17 protein-coding genes are annotated in these 17,345 nt (G+C 55.0%); 3 read left to right on the top strand and 14 right to left on the bottom strand.

Going from position 1 to position 17,345, the window contains the following annotated elements; genetic code table 11:
• Nucleotides 1–696 carry an HAD family hydrolase gene (locus tag ABJ076_RS16255; RefSeq protein WP_348185206.1) on the top strand — a complete coding sequence of 232 codons (696 nt, stop codon included), beginning with the start codon at nt 1–3 and terminating at the stop codon, nt 694–696.
• A 78-nt stretch (nt 697–774) separates the two neighbouring features.
• Here the strand turns inward: ABJ076_RS16255 and ABJ076_RS16250 are convergent, their stop codons facing one another.
• From ABJ076_RS16250 to ABJ076_RS16205, 10 genes are all read right to left on the bottom strand, one after another.
• Nucleotides 775–1,794 carry a nickel/cobalt transporter gene (locus tag ABJ076_RS16250; RefSeq protein WP_348185204.1) on the bottom strand — a complete coding sequence of 340 codons (1,020 nt, stop codon included), beginning with the start codon at nt 1,792–1,794 and terminating at the stop codon, nt 775–777.
• Nucleotides 1,794–2,459: a DUF1007 family protein gene (locus ABJ076_RS16245; protein ID WP_348185202.1), complete on the bottom strand. Its 666-nt coding sequence runs from the start codon at nt 2,457–2,459 to the stop codon at nt 1,794–1,796. Before ABJ076_RS16245 ends, ABJ076_RS16250 begins: the two co-directional genes overlap by 1 nt.
• 64 nt (nt 2,460–2,523) lie before the next feature.
• Nucleotides 2,524–3,504: a metal ABC transporter substrate-binding protein gene (locus tag ABJ076_RS16240; RefSeq protein WP_348185200.1), complete on the bottom strand. Its 981-nt coding sequence runs from the start codon at nt 3,502–3,504 to the stop codon at nt 2,524–2,526.
• A 30-nt stretch (nt 3,505–3,534) separates the two neighbouring features.
• Nucleotides 3,535–4,359 (bottom strand): metal ABC transporter permease, encoded by an 825-nt coding sequence (locus ABJ076_RS16235; RefSeq protein WP_348185923.1) that lies wholly within the window; start codon nt 4,357–4,359, stop codon nt 3,535–3,537.
• Nucleotides 4,360–4,400: 41 nt separating this feature from the next.
• A complete protein-coding gene (gene aztA / locus ABJ076_RS16230; RefSeq protein ID WP_348185198.1) occupies nt 4,401–5,159 on the bottom strand; it encodes a zinc ABC transporter ATP-binding protein AztA in 759 nt (252 codons plus the stop codon).
• Nucleotides 5,160–5,333: 174 nt separating this feature from the next.
• On the bottom strand, nt 5,334–6,488 hold the full coding sequence (locus tag ABJ076_RS16225; RefSeq protein ID WP_348185195.1) for a GTP-binding protein: 1,155 nt from the start codon (nt 6,486–6,488) through the stop codon (nt 5,334–5,336).
• Entirely contained in the window at nt 6,485–6,913 is a 429-nt protein-coding gene (locus ABJ076_RS16220; RefSeq protein ID WP_348185193.1) for a Fur family transcriptional regulator, read from the bottom strand. The genes ABJ076_RS16225 and ABJ076_RS16220 overlap by 4 nt, the downstream gene beginning before the upstream one ends.
• Nucleotides 6,914–7,441: 528 nt before the next feature.
• Nucleotides 7,442–8,869, bottom strand: a complete 1,428-nt coding sequence (locus ABJ076_RS16215) for a protein adenylyltransferase SelO (protein WP_348185191.1) — start codon at nt 8,867–8,869, stop codon at nt 7,442–7,444.
• A 215-nt stretch (nt 8,870–9,084) separates the two neighbouring features.
• Nucleotides 9,085–10,836, bottom strand: a complete 1,752-nt coding sequence (locus ABJ076_RS16210; RefSeq protein ID WP_348185921.1) for an ABC transporter ATP-binding protein — start codon at nt 10,834–10,836, stop codon at nt 9,085–9,087.
• 446 nt (nt 10,837–11,282) lie between these two features.
• Nucleotides 11,283–11,534, bottom strand: coding sequence for a hypothetical protein (locus ABJ076_RS16205; RefSeq protein ID WP_348185187.1), 252 nt, complete (start codon nt 11,532–11,534; stop codon nt 11,283–11,285).
• A gap of 42 nt (nt 11,535–11,576) precedes the next feature.
• Here ABJ076_RS16205 and ABJ076_RS16200 point away from each other — a divergent pair, with 42 nt between their 5' ends.
• On the top strand, nt 11,577–12,206 hold the full coding sequence (locus tag ABJ076_RS16200; protein ID WP_348185185.1) for a hypothetical protein: 630 nt from the start codon (nt 11,577–11,579) through the stop codon (nt 12,204–12,206).
• 86 nt (nt 12,207–12,292) lie between these two features.
• Nucleotides 12,293–13,372 carry a phytanoyl-CoA dioxygenase family protein gene (locus tag ABJ076_RS16195; RefSeq protein ID WP_348185183.1) on the top strand — a complete coding sequence of 360 codons (1,080 nt, stop codon included), beginning with the start codon at nt 12,293–12,295 and terminating at the stop codon, nt 13,370–13,372.
• A gap of 18 nt (nt 13,373–13,390) precedes the next feature.
• Here ABJ076_RS16195 and ABJ076_RS16190 read toward each other — a convergent pair whose 3' ends face one another.
• The 4 genes from ABJ076_RS16190 to metG form a co-directional block, all read right to left on the bottom strand.
• Entirely contained in the window at nt 13,391–14,038 is a 648-nt protein-coding gene (locus ABJ076_RS16190; RefSeq protein ID WP_348185181.1) for a glutathione S-transferase family protein, read from the bottom strand.
• Between the two features lie 97 nt (nt 14,039–14,135).
• A complete protein-coding gene (locus tag ABJ076_RS16185; RefSeq protein WP_348185179.1) occupies nt 14,136–14,912 on the bottom strand; it encodes an MBL fold metallo-hydrolase in 777 nt (258 codons plus the stop codon).
• A gap of 8 nt (nt 14,913–14,920) precedes the next feature.
• Nucleotides 14,921–15,739, bottom strand: coding sequence for a TatD family hydrolase (locus tag ABJ076_RS16180; RefSeq protein WP_348185178.1), 819 nt, complete (start codon nt 15,737–15,739; stop codon nt 14,921–14,923).
• Complete coding sequence (metG, locus tag ABJ076_RS16175) at nt 15,740–17,272, bottom strand: methionine--tRNA ligase (protein ID WP_348185176.1); 1,533 nt, start codon at nt 17,270–17,272, stop codon at nt 15,740–15,742.
• Nucleotides 17,273–17,345 lie beyond the last annotated feature (73 nt).

Genomic DNA, 17,345 nt, shown 5'->3' with positions numbered 1-17,345 from the left:
ATGAAACTGACCACACTCGGCTTTGATGCCGACGACACGCTCTGGGAAAACGAGCGGTTTTTCAAGCTGACGGAGGAGCGTTTTACTGAACTCCTGATCGATTTTGCGGAACCCGATCATCTCAGTGAACGATTGCTGGCAGCTGAGCGACGCAATCTCAAAATTTACGGCTTCGGCATTAAGGGCTTCACCTTATCGATGGTCGAGACCGCAATTGAAGTGACGGACGAACGCGTTCCGGCACATGTGATAGAGAAAATCCTGTCAGCGGGCAGGGAGATGCATGCGCATCCGGTCGAGACGCTTCCTTATGTACGCGAAACCCTGGAACAACTCGCGCCAGATTACCGCATGGTTCTGATCACCAAGGGCGACCTGTTTGACCAGGAGCGGAAATTGGCGGCATCCGGGCTCGGAGAGTTATTCGATGCAATCGAGATCGTCAGCGACAAGATGGCGGAGACATACAGTCGGATTTTCTCAGAGACAGGTACCGACCCTCAACATGCAATAATGGTCGGTAACTCATTGAAGTCAGATATTATTCCTGCAATCGAGGCCGGGAGCTGGGGCGTGTATATTCCCCATGACCTGACATGGGCGTTTGAGCATGCTGATGAACCAACTGAAGCAAAGAAATTCCGTCGATTGGGTCATGTAGGTGAGGTGCCTGCGCTGTTACGTGAGATATTTTGATCCAACATCATGGCGAGCTCTTGGCCTTGATGTTCGGACGAAGGTTTTAGAGCTGAGCTATCATCAAACGAAGCGCAGTCAGACCAATCCAAGCGGGTGCAACTGCCCGAATGAAGCTTGCAAGAGTGCTACCCCGAGCAGAATCAAAATGGCACTGCCGGTAAGTGCAACTGCATCACCCACCGGCTCAAGAGTATTGTTCCGCCACTGCGTCGCGGATGTAGCCCACCTTCGGGCGATAACCGCCAAGAGAGCCAGGCACGCCACAGCGATTGCGGTTCCGAAAGACATGGCCATAACAGCGGCAATACCGGCTCCCTGAAGCCCCATGACGGACGAGAATACGAGAACCAGGATCGCACCGGTACAGGGTCGAAGACCGATGGAGAGAACCAGACCAAGTGTTGTGCGAAAACTGGCCGTTTCGTTGATCTGCTCAACAGATGGCGAATGAATATGGCCGCATCCGCAATGCTCGCTATGGACATGTGGCGCTTGTTCAATCGAGGGTATCTCGTGGCCTGAGAATTGAGCCAGGGTACCGGATCGTGAAATTGCGGCTTTCGGAATCAGACGGACATGTCTCATTCGGACGAATAATGACCGAAACGAGCGGAACGCCAGTAAACCGCCCACAAGGACGACAAGCGTATAACTTGCGCGTTCAGACCAAAGGGTTGCTGTCGATGTGTCGCGCGGAGCAAGGCCCGCAAGCCATGTGATGCCATAAACGAGCAAAATCGCTGTGCAGCCTTGGCATCCTGCTGAGAGCGCGGCAAGTCGGACACCTTTGGAGACACGTTCCCTGTGCGTAAGCAGATAAGTGGCAAGTATTGCCTTTCCGTGTCCCGGACCAGCCGCATGCAGGAGCCCATAAAGAAAGCTCACCGTTATCAATGTCCAAGCAGCCCGGACACCGCCTTCGTCCTTCAAGTGCCTTAGGTTCTGCGTGAGCTCCCGATGAAACAACCGTTGTTGCTCGAATATCCAGATGATCAAGTCGGTGAGTGCGGAGCTGTCGGAGAAGGCGTGGCCCAGCAACAAGACACTCACAATGACCGCGCACGTTAGCAACATTGGGCGAAGCCAGGATGTCATCAGCAGGACACCTCAACCCTCTCCGCGAAAAGGTCGCCAAGACCATCATCGCCCGATTGGGTTCGGTCTAGATTTGCGGCGCTGACAATCGCTTCCAATGTGGGTTTTGGAGCAATCAGTCGGTAATCACAGCCGACGGGTGCTTCAATCAAGCTTATGGCATCGTCCGACTGCGCGTGAAGCACCTCAATGTAGTAGGTCGGGTCGTAGATTTTGTATGAGATTGGTTTGCCATCAAGATTAATTGCTTCGGCTAACGGAATGACGAATTCCATCTCGAGGCGGGACCCACGGAGTGTTGATGCCATTTCCGCAATTGAGCCGAGTTTGATCTCCTTCCCATCATGAAAAACTCTGGTGAAGTATGTGTATTCAGAGAGATTTTTCATATTCTCGCGCATTAAATCATCGATTTCGCTTTGGGATGGCGAGGTTCCCTCAGTGCGATAGGAATCCAGAGCGAAAGCCGTATAGAACTCGTCCAGCAGCCAGTATTGGCGGAGTCCGTAGACATCCCCGGCGCCATCGAACAGAACCTGAATTGAGGCATCGATCCATGCGTGAGGATGCGCGTTTGCCGTACGCTCCGTGAGCGCGATGAGAAAAAAAGCCGCAAGCAGCCCGACAAGCTTGGTGTGAAATCGGCGAGTGCTCAGGTCAAACATTTCTCTTTCCGAACATGGCCGCGATGCGCGGGGGCGCATCTCCCAGGAATGCGCCCCCGTCAAATCAGGAACCGCCGAGTGCCGCCGTCAGGCTGCGGTAGTTATGCCGCATCATTTTCACGTAAGTACTCGCCGGCTCGTCCTGTTCCGACAAGGCATCCGAATAAAGAGTCCCACCGATAACCGCACCGGTTTCCCGGGCAACCTGCTGCAGCAAGCGCTTGTCCGAAATGTTCTCCACAAAAACGGCGGGAATATGTTCCGCTTTGATTTGACGGATCAGTTTGGCCACATCACCGGCGGAAGCTTCCGACTCGGTGCTCATACCGACGGGCGCCAGGAAGGTGATACCGTATTCGCGGCCGAAATAGCCGAACGCATCATGAGAGGTCACAACTTTGCGCCGGCTTTCCGGCAGCGTATCGATCGCTGCATGAATTTCAGCATCAAGAGCATCGAGGTCACTCAGATAGGACCTCGCGTTCGCGGCGTAAGTCTCTCCGTTTGCCGGATCCATCTTGGTCAGAGAGGCGAGGACATTCGCTACATAGATCCGGATGTTAGCGACGCTCTGCCAAGCGTGAGGGTCGAATTCACCATGATGATGGCCGTGCTCGTCGTCATGCTCATCTTTCTCGGCATGGCCTGCATGCTTTTCGGAGCCATGATCATCATCGTGTTCCGGTTCTTCATCAATCTTGATCGCCTCCAGGCCTGCGGTCGCTACAGTTACCTCTCCTTTGTAACTGGCAGCGGCAATCAGGCGGTCGAGCCATCCCTCGAAACCAAGGCCGTTTACGATGACGAGGTCTGCACCGGCAACAGAACGGGCGTCGGTCGGCGTCGGCTGGTAGACATGCGCGTCGCCATTCGCTCCGACAAGCGTTGTAACTTCAATCAGGTTACCCCCGACCTGTTTGACGATGTCGCCGAGAATACTGAAGGAGGCGACGACTTTTGGATGGTCGGCGGCGTTGGCGCCCGGGGCGAAAGTCAGGCCTGCGACAACGATCGCAGCGCCAAGAAACGTACGTCTTCTAAGCACGGAGTGTTCTCCTTTGGGTTGGTTGTTGGATCAGGCTTCGAGATGCCGTTTTTCGCGCAGCCGGGTCATGGGAGTGCTGTAAATGCCGAGGCAAAGCGAAAGAACGTAAAATAATCCGGCCGTAAGAATTATCGCCGGTCCGGAGGGAAGACTCAGATGGTAGGAAAGTAACAAGCCGACGGCGCCGGAGAGGAAAGCGGCTACACTGCTGATAATGAGCAGCATTGTAGTGTCGCGCGCCCAGAAACGCGCAGCCGCGGCAGGCAGTATCATGATCCCAACAGACATCAGAGTTCCGAGAGCATGAAAGCCACCGACCAGATTCAGTACAGTAAGAACCAGGAAACCATAATGAGCGACGGGACTTAGCGGGCTTACGGAGCGCAGGAAACCGGGATCGACACATTCCATAATCAAGGGGCGATAGAAGACAGCAAGGGTGAGGAGGGTGAACGTGGCAATTCCCGAGATCAGGTAGATCGCATTGTCATCCAGCGCCAGAACAGTGCCAAAGAGCACATGCAACAGATCGACGTTGCTACCCCGCGTGGAAACGATCAGCACGCCGATTGCAAGCGAGATCAAATAGAAGGCCGCTAGACTGGCGTCTTCCCGGGCAACCGTGTTCCGGGCAACCAGACCAGACAGTATAGCAACAGCTAACCCAGCGGCGATGCCCCCCAAAGTCATCGCGCCAAGAGAAAGGCCAGAGATCAGATAGCCAATTGCAGCTCCCGGAAGAATCGCATGCGCCATTGCGTCACCAGTCAGGCTCATCCGACGTAAGGTGAGGAAAACCCCGATGGGTGTCGCACCAAGGGACAAGGCAAGGCATCCGACCAGTGCACGCCGCATGAAACTGAATTCAATGAAAGGTGAAATGAGGTTTTCATAGATCACGCGACTTTTTCCCTGCTGCAGGGTTCCGCGTCGTTGTCGAAGGACTCGCAGAGCTGACGCGCGCGGGTGAGGTTGTTATCGGTCAGAACGCGTGATGGCGGACCGCTTGCAATACATTCGCGAGCCAGGAGCAAGGCTTGCGGAAAATGGGCCCTAACCTGAGCGAAGTCATGCAGAACCGCGATAATGGTACGGGATTCCGAATGCCAACGAGAAATGAGTGCGAGCAAGTCCGCAGCCGTTTTGGCATCGATTGCCGCGAAGGGTTCATCGAGCAAAATAAGATTCGCGTCCTGTAACAGCAACCTGGCGAAAAGCATGCGCTGCAATTGCCCCCCGGAAAGCGATCCAATGGAGCGGCGCTCGAAACCGCTGAGACCGACCGCTTCCAGGGCTTCGGCGATGCTTTTGGCATCACGCCGCTTGAATTGACCAAATGCGCCAATTCGGCGCCACAGCCCCATCGAAACCATGTCCCACACGGTCACTGGAAAGCTGCGATCGATATCCGTCTGCTGCGGTAAGTATGCGATGCGGTGGCTGTACGCATCGTCAATGACTATTCGGCCTTCGTATGGAGAGAGAACTTTGGTTATGCCCTTGAGAAGCGTTGATTTCCCGGCTCCGTTGGGGCCGACAAGAGCGGTCAGTGACCCGGCACCGATGACAGCGCTCAGTTGGTGAATAGCCGGGTGCTGATCATATCCAAGTGTCAAATTTTTAAACGAGATCGACGGTCCCACCGACGCGCTCATTGCAGAGCCCAGATGACACCAGCCCACAGCAGTGCCGCGCAGATGGCAGAAATTGCAAGGCGCGCAGGAGCGCCCAGGCTCAATGGAGAGAGCAGGGGGATGCGGCTCGCCAGATCAAAGCGCGGCCTGTTTCCATGACGGGCGAAATGGGAGTTTGTATTGTCCACGGACATTTTAGCTCGCTGGTTCCGGTTCTAGTTCGGGTTCTGTCTCTTCCCGACTACTCGCGAGAGTCGTGATTGCATCGAAAAGAGTTTTCACCGTTGCTTTCGAGATGCCGCGTGTGATGAAGACGATTTTGCTCCGGCGATCTGTATCGGGCCAAGCGTCTAGCCAAACAGGATCGTGAAAAACGTGCTGGACGCCGTGGATCACCACCGGCGTCTCAGGCTTATCCAGAATATTCAGAATGCCTTTGACCCGTAGGAGGTCAGCGCCTTTCGACGAAATCAGAAGATCAAGCGCGAACGTGAAGGCAGTGCTGCTGATCGGCTCGTCGAAGACAAGACTGAAAGCCTCGATATCGTCACCGTGCCGGTTGATGTCGTGATGATGCCCGTGCCCATCTTCGTGGTGGTGGTCATGACCATGATCGTGTTCATGCGCATGTTGATGGTCGTCCGCATGAGCGCTTTCACTGTCCTCGTAAGCCTCGCTGTTCAGCCAGCGCTGGACGTCGATGCTCTTCGTTGCGGGATCGTAGAGCGACGTGTCAAAGAGCTGCCTGAGGTCGAAACCGGCATCGTGCCTGTCAACGATACGTGCACCGGGATTGAGACGCTGAAGATCGGATTTCAGGATCTCTAGATCGGATTTCGACGTCGGGTCGAGGACCATGTCCGTCTTGGTCAGGACAATCCGGTCCGCGACAGCCACTTGCTTAACGCTTTCGGCATGACGTTCCAGCGTCATTTCCGCTGTAACCGCATCGACGGTCGTGACCACGCCGCCCAGCATGTAACGGTTTGCGAGCCGAGGCTCTGTCATCAGCGTATGGAGGACGGGAGCCGGGTCAGCGAGCCCGGTGGTTTCGATAATGAGTCTCTCGAAGGCAGGCACTTTGCCTTCAGCCTGTCGTCTATGCAGGCTGAGAAGTGTTTGCCGTACATCACCTCGGATGGTGCAGCAGAGACAGCCTGAGGTCATTTCAACGGTCTGTTCAAGCGAATGCTCGACAAGAAAGCCGTCCAGACCGACCTCACCGAATTCGTTCACGACCACTGCCGTATCGCTGAATCGCGGGTCGCGCAGAATACGGCCCAGGAGCGTCGACTTGCCGCTCCCGAGAAACCCGGTCAGCAGGATAACGGGAATAGGAGCGGTTTTCATCGGACAGCCTCGCGTTTTTCGTCATTGGAGCGGCACCCTGAGCACCTACCGCGCATCTCGATGCTGCCGGCGCGCACACCAAATCCCATCTGTTCTGTTATCTCTTGCAGTCTTGTCTGCATCATTGCGTCGGAGAACTCGGCAACAGTCCCGCATCCATCACAGATGGCAAAAGCAGGCTGCGTGCAATGCTTCCGCTCTCTGCAGCGCACATATGCGTTGAGAGTCTCGATACGGTGGGCGAGGCCCTTTTCCAGAAGCTTGTCCAGGGCGCGGTAGACGGTCGGAGGGCCCGAAATTCCATCTTCCCGCAGCCGGTCGAGAATTTGGTAGGCTGTCAGCGGTCCGTTCGCGCGCCGCAATACGCGCAATACGAGTTGATCGTTCGTCCGCTTGGTCTTTGTTGAGTGTCCGTTTTTGCTCATGGGCTTGTCTTTGAAGACAGGCTGTAAGCCGAAAAGCGGAAATTGTTATACACCTTGCGAACCAGGATGTGGTCGGCATTCCGATCTCTATATGTGGTGCGCATTGGACACTCATTATACAGCTGATGTTGGGATAATATGTTATGATATAACATAACATTCAAGGCATTCTTTTTGCTGCGAACGTAGACCTCGAAAAACCTATCCAAAGGGATAGTGATCGAGGGAGCGCATATAGCGCCAATATGATGCGGTTATTAGTTTTGGCGGCGTCGGATTTGATAATGAATGGGATATCCGCGTTTTAGCGATGTTGCGTAGAACAGAAGGCATTAGGCAGACAGCCGATCGCCCCAGTCTTGCCTGATCCAAGACCGTACCTATCCCAATGAGAACAGGCCTTTAATATCCTATTTGGCTGACGCATTACTAAAATGCCGCTACATATAATGATGTCATAATGTATATTATGGGAAATTATGTTTGGCACCAACTTTCTAGTTTACCTATTTACCGCCGCTATAGCTCTCAGGTGCCGCAGAAGGTCTGATATACACGCTCGTCAGGCTGTGGAGGCTTCGCGTAGGTCGCGTGTTCCGATCGTGCTGTGTAAGGATCGGAAAGAACTCTCAAGAGATCCTCGAACGGTTTGAAATCACCATCGAGACCCGCCGTTATCGCAGCGTCAACAAGATGATTGCGCGGAATGAATAACGGATTTATCTGATTCAAACCCGATGTCTCGATGCCACCACGGCCACGCCAATCGCTCAACCATCTGTCAAAAGCTTTTGGGTCGCGGAATTGTTCGCGCGCCGATCCGTTTGAAATCCCTCTAAAAGTCAGGGTGAAGTCGGCTTCGGCCTCCTCCATAACTTTAAGCAGGTTTTCAATCAGGACCGCATCCCCCTCTTCGGCGCCGGCGAGTCCCAGTTTGGTCCTCATCTCGGTTAACCACGCGTTTCGGAAAAGATCAGAGAATGCATCGACGGCATGTCGAGCGGCTTTCAATGTCGCATCTTCATCGCCTGAAAGAACAGGCAGGAGCGATTGTGCCAGACATGCGAGGTTCCACTGCGCGATACGTGCTTGATTGGCATAGGCATAGCGTCCGCCATGGTCAATGGATGAGAAAACACGCAGTGGATGATATGAATCCATGAACGCGCATGGCCCGTAATCGATCGTCTCTCCGCTAACGGTCATGTTGTCCGTATTCATAACCCCGTGGATAAATCCCAAAGCCATCCACCGGGCAACCAAAGTTGCCTGACGCCCCACAACGCCTTGCAGGAAGGCCAAGGCCGGGTCCTCTGCCTCAGCTGCATCCGGGTAATGCCGCTCAATCGCATGATCAGTAAGAAGGCGAACGGCGTCGCTATCGCCGCGTGCTGCGAAGAACTGGAAAGTACCGACGCGGATATGGCTCGCCGCAACGCGCGTCAGAACAGCACCGGGCTCAATCTCATCCCGGTAAACGCTGTCACCCATCGCGACCAAGGCCAATGACCGAGTCGTTGGAACACCGAGCGCGGCCATCGCTTCAGAGATGATGTATTCCCGAAGAACTGGCCCCAGCGGCGCACGTCCGTCCCCACGGCGCGAGAACGGCGTCCGCCCGGAGCCTTTCAACTGAATGTCGAAGCGATAGCCATCAGGCGCAACCATTTCGCCCAACAGGATCGCGCGGCCGTCACCTAGTTGAGGGTTCCAATTGCCGAATTGATGCCCGGCATAAGCCTGAGCAAGGGGTTCGGCACCTTCCGGCAGGACGTTTCCCGCCAGGGCCGCAACCATGCCGGGTCTCTCGAGCGCGATTGGATCCAAACCTAGGCGAAGCGCCTGTGTGTGGTTCACTTTGATAAGATTTGGCGCCGAAACCGGCTCGGGCGAAAGTCTCGCATAGAACCGCTCCGGAAGCCGCGCAAAGCTGTTTTCGAAAGGGATTACAGTCATGGAGGACAGCTTCGAGGCTCACGTTAAGAGAAATAAACCGACATCGGTAGATAGTTGTTTTTGACTGGTACGAATACAAGCGGCAACCATCATTAGGGCTAGCTTTTATCTATCGGATCATGGCTCGGTGGGCCAACCGTCGATGCCTCTAGAGCAGTTGCGTCGAAAGACTCAGCAAGAGCATTTCCGCCCAGATGCCCCTACTCCTTAACAAATCATGCGGAACGGGCGATTGTGGACTGAGTCGAACCATCACCGGCCTGGACCGCATGTAAGCTGCGATAACGGCCATTAGGCCGGGCCAGCAACGCGCTGTGGCTTCCCTCTTCGACGATACGGCCTTCTTCGATCACCAGGATACGGTCTGCATTAACGATCGTTGCCAGGCGATGGGCGATCACCAGCGTCGTGCGGCCATCCGAAAGATCTGTCAGGGATTGTTGAATGGCACGCTCGGTCTCCGTATCGAGCGCCGAAGTCGCCTCGTCAAGGATCAGGATCGGCGGGTTTTTCAAGAAGATACGTGCTATGGCCAGCCTTTGCTTCTGCCCGCCGGAGAGTTTTACCCCGCGCTCGCCAATAACGGTGTCGAGATCATTCGGGAGTGCAGCGATCACATCCTCAAGCCGAGCGCGACGCACCGCTTCGGCAATCTCTTTGTCTGTCGCTTCAAGCCTGCCATAGGCGATGTTCTCCCGGATCGTGCCAGCGAACAGGAAGACATCCTGTTGCACGATACCGATGTTGGAACGCAGAGACTTCAGAGTCAGGGCACCGGTGTCGATGCCGTCGATCGTAATCGCCCCGTCAGTAACCTCGTAAAAGCGCGGCAACAGAGAGCAGATCGTCGTCTTGCCCGCCCCGGAGGGTCCGACAAAAGCGATCGTCTCCCCCGCCTTAATGGAAAGGTTCAGATCCTCGAAGACCGGAGTCCCGGGCTGATAATCGAACTTCACGGCGTGGTATTCGATATCGCCCTTAAGACGGTCGACGGTTTGCGCGCCGTCTCGGTTCATGATGTCCGGCCGGGTATCGAGAAATTGTGTGTAGCGCTGAAAGCCAGCAAAGCCTTTCGGATAGGTTTCGATGACGGAGTTGATCTTCTCGACAGGACGGAAAAACACTCCAATCAACAGCAAAAAGCCAACGAATCCTCCCGCCGTGAGCTCCCCATGCACGACGAACCAAGAGCCTGCCAGCATTACCACGACCTGCACGAAACGCATGGACAGGTATGAGAGTGACATGGAGGCGGCCATCACCTTGTAAGCTTCGAGCTTGGTGTTGAGATAACCTGCATTGTTCTCGGCAAACAGCTTGCGCTCGTGATCTTCGTTGGTGAAAGCCTGCACCACACGGATACCGCCGATATTCTCCTCAATACGGGCATTGAAGTCAGCGACCCGGCCGTAGAGCGCATGCCATGTCTTGGTCATTCGCCGGCCATAGCGCGTCGTTACCCATGCTGTCAGCGGAACGATCAAAGCAGTCAGAATCGCCAGCGGCACATGCACCCAGAGCATCAGGACAAACGCCCCGATCAATGTCATCAAGGCAATGAACAGATCCTCTGGGCCATGATGGGCAACCTCGCCAATCTCTTCCAGATCCTTGGTAAGCCGCGCTACCAGATGGCCAGTCTTCTGATTGTCGAAGAAACCGAAGGACAGTTTCTGAAGATGATCGAATGCCTTCCGCCGCATCTCTGTCTCGATCTTGATACCAAGCATATGTCCCCAATAGGTGACGATGACCTGGAGCCCGGCATTGAGCATATAGATGAGAAGCAAACCGAGAGCCGCGAGCGCGATCAGGCCGAGCTCGTTGGTTGGCAGAAGACGATCGATAAATATGGTTACCGCGATTGGGAAGGCGAGCTCCAGCAGCCCCGCAACCACGGCGCTGGAAAAATCGAGCGCAAACAGACCGCGATGCGGTCGATAATAGCCAGCGAAACGCTTCAGCAGATCAGTCACAACGTGACCCCTGTCGGATGAGTTGACGGCGGAACTTTACAAACGAGCAATCGGCTAGGCTTGCTGCAGATCTGTCTCTAACAGCTGTATCTGGGGCTGTCACTGGTACCAGCCAAGCTTTCAGCCATCCCGCTCTGTTCTGCTCACTTTTCCCAAGGAGGCCAAAGGTCCGACTGTCGCGCGACTTTACAATCTGTACTGCATCAATCGTTAATTTGGATCGATCAAATATTTCGGGCCTGAGCTTGATGAGCCAAAATGGCTTGCCGATCAGAACTTCGCCGGTCGAGAGCGTTGACCTGGGCGACAAGACATCGTCGACTTTTAGGGAAACGGCTGCCATGCAGAAAGCCACCCTGCTCTTCTCGGATGATCTCCGGCATATGTTCCACCGGACCGCTTACAGCTCCCAATCCCTGAATGCGCTGCCCCATCGTTTAATCCTTCAGAGCAATCTTCGCGGCAGGCGCGCGGCCCTGTGAATCGACAAGGGTCTTGAAGGTCGTCCGCGTGTCAGATTTCTCAAAACTCTTGGAAAACCTGATCATCCCGTCCGAAGTTCGCAGCAACACATGATGTTGTCGGCAAAGCGCGGCGAGATCCCCAAGAAAAGCTGCAGCTTCTTCCTTTGAAAGAAGCATTTTCTGGTGATCTTTCTGTAACTCGCCGATCAGATTCGGGTCTATCATCGAACTCGGGTCCCTCGGTCACGGTCATTATCTGGATTTCTTGTGGGCAGAATAGCACTTGAGGACGCTCTGAAGAAACCTGGTCGGGTGATTACCTGGCATGCGGGCGAGCACAACAGATCGCACAAGAGCTCACAGCGCGAGGATTACATTACGGTCGTCCCGAAAGAGCTTGCGGGCATGTTGCACGCAATCGGTTCGACCACCACGCTCTATGAATTTCTCGAAGTCTTTATCGAGGATCTTCTCTACGAGCGATTTGCGGCATTTAATTCCGATAGGGTTGAATGCCCCGGACCGTCAGATACGGGCGCTGAACCTGTTCTGGAGTTACGCGGGTATTTTGATCGCTGGATGGAATTCTATGTCCGGGAGGTAATCCCGCCCCTGCCCGACCCATCTGGACCAGCAGGCGCCACTGGGTTCGTTGAGGCCATGAGGCGTCAGCAGCCCCGATGGCTTATTCTTGCGAACCAGAATGCACGTGACGAAGCGCGCTGCATGGAAGGGTTTGAAACCTTGCTTGATGTCGCTGAAACGGTATCGAAGCGCTTCGACTTGCGTCTCGATCTCGAAATGGCCCGCAACGGTTTCAGGAGCATGCTGCGCAGGCGCGCGGAGTCAGAAGGAAAACCGGCTGACTGGGCTTTGCTCGATCTGGATCTTTCATAGTTTGATTGTTTGACTTCTTCTTTTAACCAATTAGAACGCATTAATATTGTGGGTTATCAAATTTCTGAGTTCCGAAAGCAATCAATATGTCGAAAAACAAGAACGCCTCCGCGTCTCACATGCGCGGTTTTGGGTACGCTGGAGCCTGTGATGACAATGAGTTCGAAGACTGGTTGTCCGAAAAGCCGATGCGCCAGCAGGAATGGGAACAGTATCTATCCGTTTTGCAAAATGGGCCGCGCAAATCAGAGTTCGATCCGAAAGACATGAATACGCCTTGGGTGCATTCTCCATTTTTTGGCCGTCTCTTGGCGGAAAAAGATTTGTCTGGCGACAAGGCAGAGTTGGTACGGGAGTTTCACGAAAACGGCCTCATTAAGATTGATTTGCGGGAAACGATCTGTGACGGCACCGCCGAGAAGTTGATAGAGGAACTCGCAGAAGGTTACGACGATCCTGTTCGAATTCAGGATGCGTGGCGGTCCAACGAAAAGGTCAAGCAGATTGCCCTGTTTCCGAAAATCCTGGACACCCTTGAGCTGATTTATGGTCGCGATGCAGTGCCGTTCCAGACACTCAATTTCCGTGTTGGAACCGAGCAGGCAGGCCATACTGATACTATCCATTTCGACTCCCTACCACATCGCTTCATGTGCGGTGTATGGGTGGGACTGGAGAATATCGACGAAAATAATGGCCCGCTATTCTACTATCCAGGCAGCCATCTCCTCCCGATCTATGACTTTTTCGATGTCGGACGGGAAGGCAGTAGGAACCCCGACGAATCCTCTGCGGCTTATGCGGTCTATGTGGATTTCATCGACCAATTGATGTCGGCGCACGGACTACAGAAAGAAACTCTTACTGTCGAAAAAGGTGAAGCAGTGATCTGGTCGGCGAACGTCATCCATGGCGGTAGCCCCATTCTTGAGGACGGACGCAGCCGACACAGTCAAGTGACGCACTACTATTTCAAGGACTGCAGATATTTCACGCCGCTGCAGTCAAATTGGCACAAGGCAGACGTACTCTACCGCGACATCGTCAACATCCGAACCAATGAAGTGGTTCCGAATGCGCACTTGTCCGATCCGGCAACGACTCCCGGGTCGCAGCCAATAGGAAAACGGCGTGCATTGAAAGTGCTTCTGGGACTGGCACAATAAGATCGTGAAAGGGCCGGATCAGAAACTGGTGCGGCCCTTCAGATCCTGAAACGGGATCATTACGTGCTGACGATATGCGGGCCGTTCCTTCAAGCGTTCATACCAAGCCGCAACCCGAGGCACAGCAGGCCATTCCAGATCCATGCCGAAAAGCCGGTAGAGATTGGTTCCCGCTGGAATATCGGCCAAACCGAATTGTGAGCCGCCCAGAAAGTCACGGCCGTCCAGTGCTTCGTCCAGACGTACCAGGCATTGGTACGTAAGCTTTTGCTTTTCCCTGATAGATGGCCAGTCTCGCTGCGCTTCCGGCGTGCGAAAATAGCCCCAGAATATCCCGGTCAGAAATGCCGGCTGAAGACTTGTCTGTGACCAGTCCATCCATCTGTCGGCCTCCGATCGTGCCGCCGGGTCATTCGCCCAGAACGCGGTATCTCCGGTGATGGCCGCGAGATAGCGCAGAATGGAGTGGGATTCCCAGACGATTGTTCCATCGTTGTCGATCACCGGAACTTTGCCGTTCGGATTCATGGCGAGAAACGCCGGGTCATCCAGCCCACCCGTCGCACCTCCAGCTTCTGTGTGCTTATGCGGCAACCCGAGCTCACCGATCAGCCACATGACTTTCTGCACGTTGAAGGCGCTGCGACGACCCCAGATTTTTAACATTAATATGCTCCGGTAACAGTATGATATTACGATCATAAAGTGATCAAAAAACTAACTCCAGATCAACGGTTCACGATCGCAAGCCGCAAGACGGATATCAGACTTCTATGACCAACCCATCATAGCCAGGCGCAACGCCAGGCGGGCATTTTTCGAGGGTCTTCTCATAGTCAAGAGAGGCGGCCATGTGGGTAAAAATTGCTCGCGCCGGCTTCACGCGCTCTATCCAACCGAGTGCTGTTTCAAGGTTAGCGTGACTTCGTGCCGGATCGATGCGGAGACAATCTACGATCCAGACTGAGATATTTTTCAGCCGGTCCAGCTCAGCATCGGTAAAAGCTGCGACATCTGTTGAATAGGCGAAGGCACTGTTGACTAGCAGCCCGAGTGAGGTGCCACTGGGACCGTGATCCTGCTCCGATAGCTCAATCGAGAGCGGACCGATCTCGAGTGTATCGCCTGCAGAGATTTCCCGCGCTTTTAGCGGTGAGCGGAAATGCGGCGGACTTCCCGGCGTTTTCTCGAACATGTATCCGAACCGCTGGAAGAGGTCCTTGCGGGTCTTGGCATCCATGTAGGTCGGGATCTGCTTCCCGGTTCCCCAGCAGAGCGGACGGATGTCGTCGATACCGTGCACATGATCCGCATGGCTGTGCGTGTAGATGATTGCATCGAGATCTGTGACCTTCGCATCGACAAGCTGATCGTGGAGATCAGGTGTCGTATCCACCAGGATGCTTGTGCCGCCCTCCTCAAGCAGGATCGACGGGCGCCTTCTGCGGTTTTTCGGGTTTGACGGATCACATGCTCCCCAACCGTCACCGACAACCGGAACGCCGGAAGATGGCCCGCATCCGAGCATGGTGATCTTCATGATGGTGGTCAGTCTCCGTCGTTGAGGGTGATGGCCTCAGGCACAGAAACTCGGGAGAACAGACGGAAGAAATTCTCCGTCGTCAGTTTTGCCATTTCCTCGACTGAAACGTTGCGTAACGCGGCCAGCGCCTGATGGGTATGGGCGACATAAGCCGGCTCATTACGCTTGCCGCGCTTTGGAACGGGCGCGAGGTACGGAGAGTCCGTTTCGACCAGCAGGCGGTCCAGTGGCACGTCTCTTACTGTCGAGCGTATATCTTCGGCATTCTTGAAGGTGATGATGCCACTGAGCGAGACATAAAAGCCGATCTCCAGCGCCCGCTCAGCCAGACGGTGGCCGCTGCTGAAGCAATGCAAAACACCCGTATAGGGCTTGCGGGCATATTCTGCTTCCAGGAGTTCGGCGGTGTCGTCATCCGCATCACGGGCATGGACAATCAGCGGCAGTCCGGTTTCCTGGGCCGCCCGGATATGGGTGGTGAAGCTGCGTCGCTGCGCGTCGCGCGGGGAGCTGTCATAAAAGTAGTCAAAGCCCGATTCGCCTATGCCGACCACTTTCGGATGCGCGGCAAGCCCAACCAGTTCCTCAACGGAAACCTCCTGCTCCTCCCCCGCCTGATGCGGGTGAATGCCGACAGAGCAGAAGACATCGTCATACTGCTCCGCGATAGCGCGGATCTTTGGGAAAGTCGTGACCCGGGTACTGATCGTGACCATGCGGCAGACGCCCGCTCGGCGGGCCCGCGCGATCACCTCGTCCCGTTCTTCCTCGAATGTTTCGAAATCAAGATGGCAGTGAGAATCAACGATCGCCGGCACGTTCACTCAGACCTCCGCCAATTCCGGTTCGACATAACGCGGGAAAACCGGACTTGGCTTAGGCAGTTCAGTTCCAGGAACCAGCCGGTTTCCGAGAGCTGCAAACTTCCGGTCCTCTTCGCCGAGTGCAAGCTGATCCAGCATCTTCGATGCGCTATCCGGCACAACCGGCTGCATCAGCACGCCGAGCACACGGATAGTATCGGCCAGCACATAGAGCACGGTCGCCATCCGGTCCGGGTCGGTTTTCTTGAGCCCCCACGGAGCCATCTCATCAACATAGCGGTTGGCGTCCCCGACGATTTGCCAGATCTGATCGAGTGCCTTGTTGAAGGCTTGTGCATCATATGTCTGCCGCACCGTCTCAAGCAGGCCGGCTGCCGCATCCATTAGAACCTTGTCCGCATCAGTAAAATCTCCATGCGTCGGTACCCTACCGTCGCAATTCTTGGAGATCATCGAGAGAACGCGCTGAGAGAGGTTGCCGAAATCGTTGGCAAGCTCGCTGTTCACCCGGTTGACCATGGCAGTGTGGGAATAGTCGCCATCATTGCCGAACGGCACTTCCCGCAGCAGGAAGTAGCGCACTTGATCGAGTCCGTACTTCTCGATCAATTCCAGCGGATCGATCACGTTGCCGATGGACTTAGAGATTTTCTGGCCTTCATTGGTCCACCAACCGTGCGCGAAGACACGCTTCGGAAGCGGCAAATCCGCAGCCATCAGGAAAGCTGGCCAATAGACCGCGTGAAAGCGGAGGATGTCCTTGCCAACCATGTGAAGGTCCGCTGGCCAGAAGGCCTTGTACTCAGCACTGTCGGTATCCGGATATCCGGCGGCCGTGATGTAGTTCGTCAGCGCATCCAGCCAGACATACATGATGTGCGCATCGTCGCCCGGAACCTGCACCCCCCATTTGAAACTGGTGCGCGACACCGAAAGGTCGCGCAAGCCGGACTTCACGAAGCTTATGACTTCGTTGCGCCGCGCGGATGGGGCGATGAAGTCAGGATGCTCCTCGTAATATTTCAGGAGCGGTTCCTGCCATTTGGACAGATCGAAGAAGTAGCTCGGCTCTTCCACCCACTCGACGGGCGCTCCGGTCGGCGCCTTACCGTCGACGACCTCGGTCTCGGTGAAGAACGCCTCATCGCGAACCGAATACCAGCCCTCATAAGCGCCGAGATAGATGTGCTCCTTCTCCAGCAGCTTGTTCCAGATCGTCTGGCACGCCTTCTTGTGGCGCTCTTCCGTCGTCCGGATGAAGTCGTCGTTCGAAAATTTCATCGCGCCCGCAAGATCGCGGAAGTTTTGAGACACCTTGTCGGTGAAGGCCTGCGGATCGACGCCAGCATTCGCCGCCGCGGTCTCCACCTTCTGACCGTGTTCGTCGGTGCCGGTCAGGAACTTAACGTCATAGCCATCCAGACGCTTGAACCGGGCCAGCACATCACAGGCAAGCGTCGTGTAAGCGTGGCCGATATGGGGCTTGTCGTTGACGTAGTAGATCGGCGTCGTCAGGTAATAATGCGCGCTCATGGAAGTATCCGATCGGCGGACGCTGTCCGGCCAGGCGGACAGTCTGTTAAATTTGGTGTCATGAGGTACCGCC

The organism is Nisaea sp. (genome assembly GCF_039990255.1).
Taxonomy (GTDB): Bacteria; Pseudomonadota; Alphaproteobacteria; order Thalassobaculales; family Thalassobaculaceae; genus Nisaea.
Note: the sequence above shows the minus strand (reverse complement) of the source record. Positions and strands in the feature narration are given on the sequence as shown.

What these genes read in the sequence shown, in the direction of transcription:
- ABJ076_RS16255 (WP_348185206.1), top strand. Translation starts at nt 1, where the DNA reads ATGAAACTGACCACACTCGGCTTTGATGCCGACGACACGCTCTGGGAA.
- ABJ076_RS16250 (WP_348185204.1), bottom strand. Translation starts at nt 1,794, where the DNA reads ATGACATCCTGGCTTCGCCCAATGTTGCTAACGTGCGCGGTCATTGTG.
- ABJ076_RS16245 (WP_348185202.1), bottom strand. Translation starts at nt 2,459, where the DNA reads ATGTTTGACCTGAGCACTCGCCGATTTCACACCAAGCTTGTCGGGCTG.
- ABJ076_RS16235 (WP_348185923.1), bottom strand. Translation starts at nt 4,359, where the DNA reads ATGCGGCGTGCACTGGTCGGATGCCTTGCCTTGTCCCTTGGTGCGACA.
- aztA (WP_348185198.1), bottom strand. Translation starts at nt 5,159, where the DNA reads ATGAGCGCGTCGGTGGGACCGTCGATCTCGTTTAAAAATTTGACACTT.
- ABJ076_RS16225 (WP_348185195.1), bottom strand. Translation starts at nt 6,488, where the DNA reads ATGAAAACCGCTCCTATTCCCGTTATCCTGCTGACCGGGTTTCTCGGG.
- ABJ076_RS16220 (WP_348185193.1), bottom strand. Translation starts at nt 6,913, where the DNA reads ATGAGCAAAAACGGACACTCAACAAAGACCAAGCGGACGAACGATCAA.
- ABJ076_RS16215 (WP_348185191.1), bottom strand. Translation starts at nt 8,869, where the DNA reads ATGACTGTAATCCCTTTCGAAAACAGCTTTGCGCGGCTTCCGGAGCGG.
- ABJ076_RS16205 (WP_348185187.1), bottom strand. Translation starts at nt 11,534, where the DNA reads ATGATAGACCCGAATCTGATCGGCGAGTTACAGAAAGATCACCAGAAA.
- ABJ076_RS16195 (WP_348185183.1), top strand. Translation starts at nt 12,293, where the DNA reads ATGTCGAAAAACAAGAACGCCTCCGCGTCTCACATGCGCGGTTTTGGG.
- ABJ076_RS16190 (WP_348185181.1), bottom strand. Translation starts at nt 14,038, where the DNA reads ATGTTAAAAATCTGGGGTCGTCGCAGCGCCTTCAACGTGCAGAAAGTC.
- ABJ076_RS16185 (WP_348185179.1), bottom strand. Translation starts at nt 14,912, where the DNA reads ATGAAGATCACCATGCTCGGATGCGGGCCATCTTCCGGCGTTCCGGTT.
- metG (WP_348185176.1), bottom strand. Translation starts at nt 17,272, where the DNA reads ATGAGCGCGCATTATTACCTGACGACGCCGATCTACTACGTCAACGAC.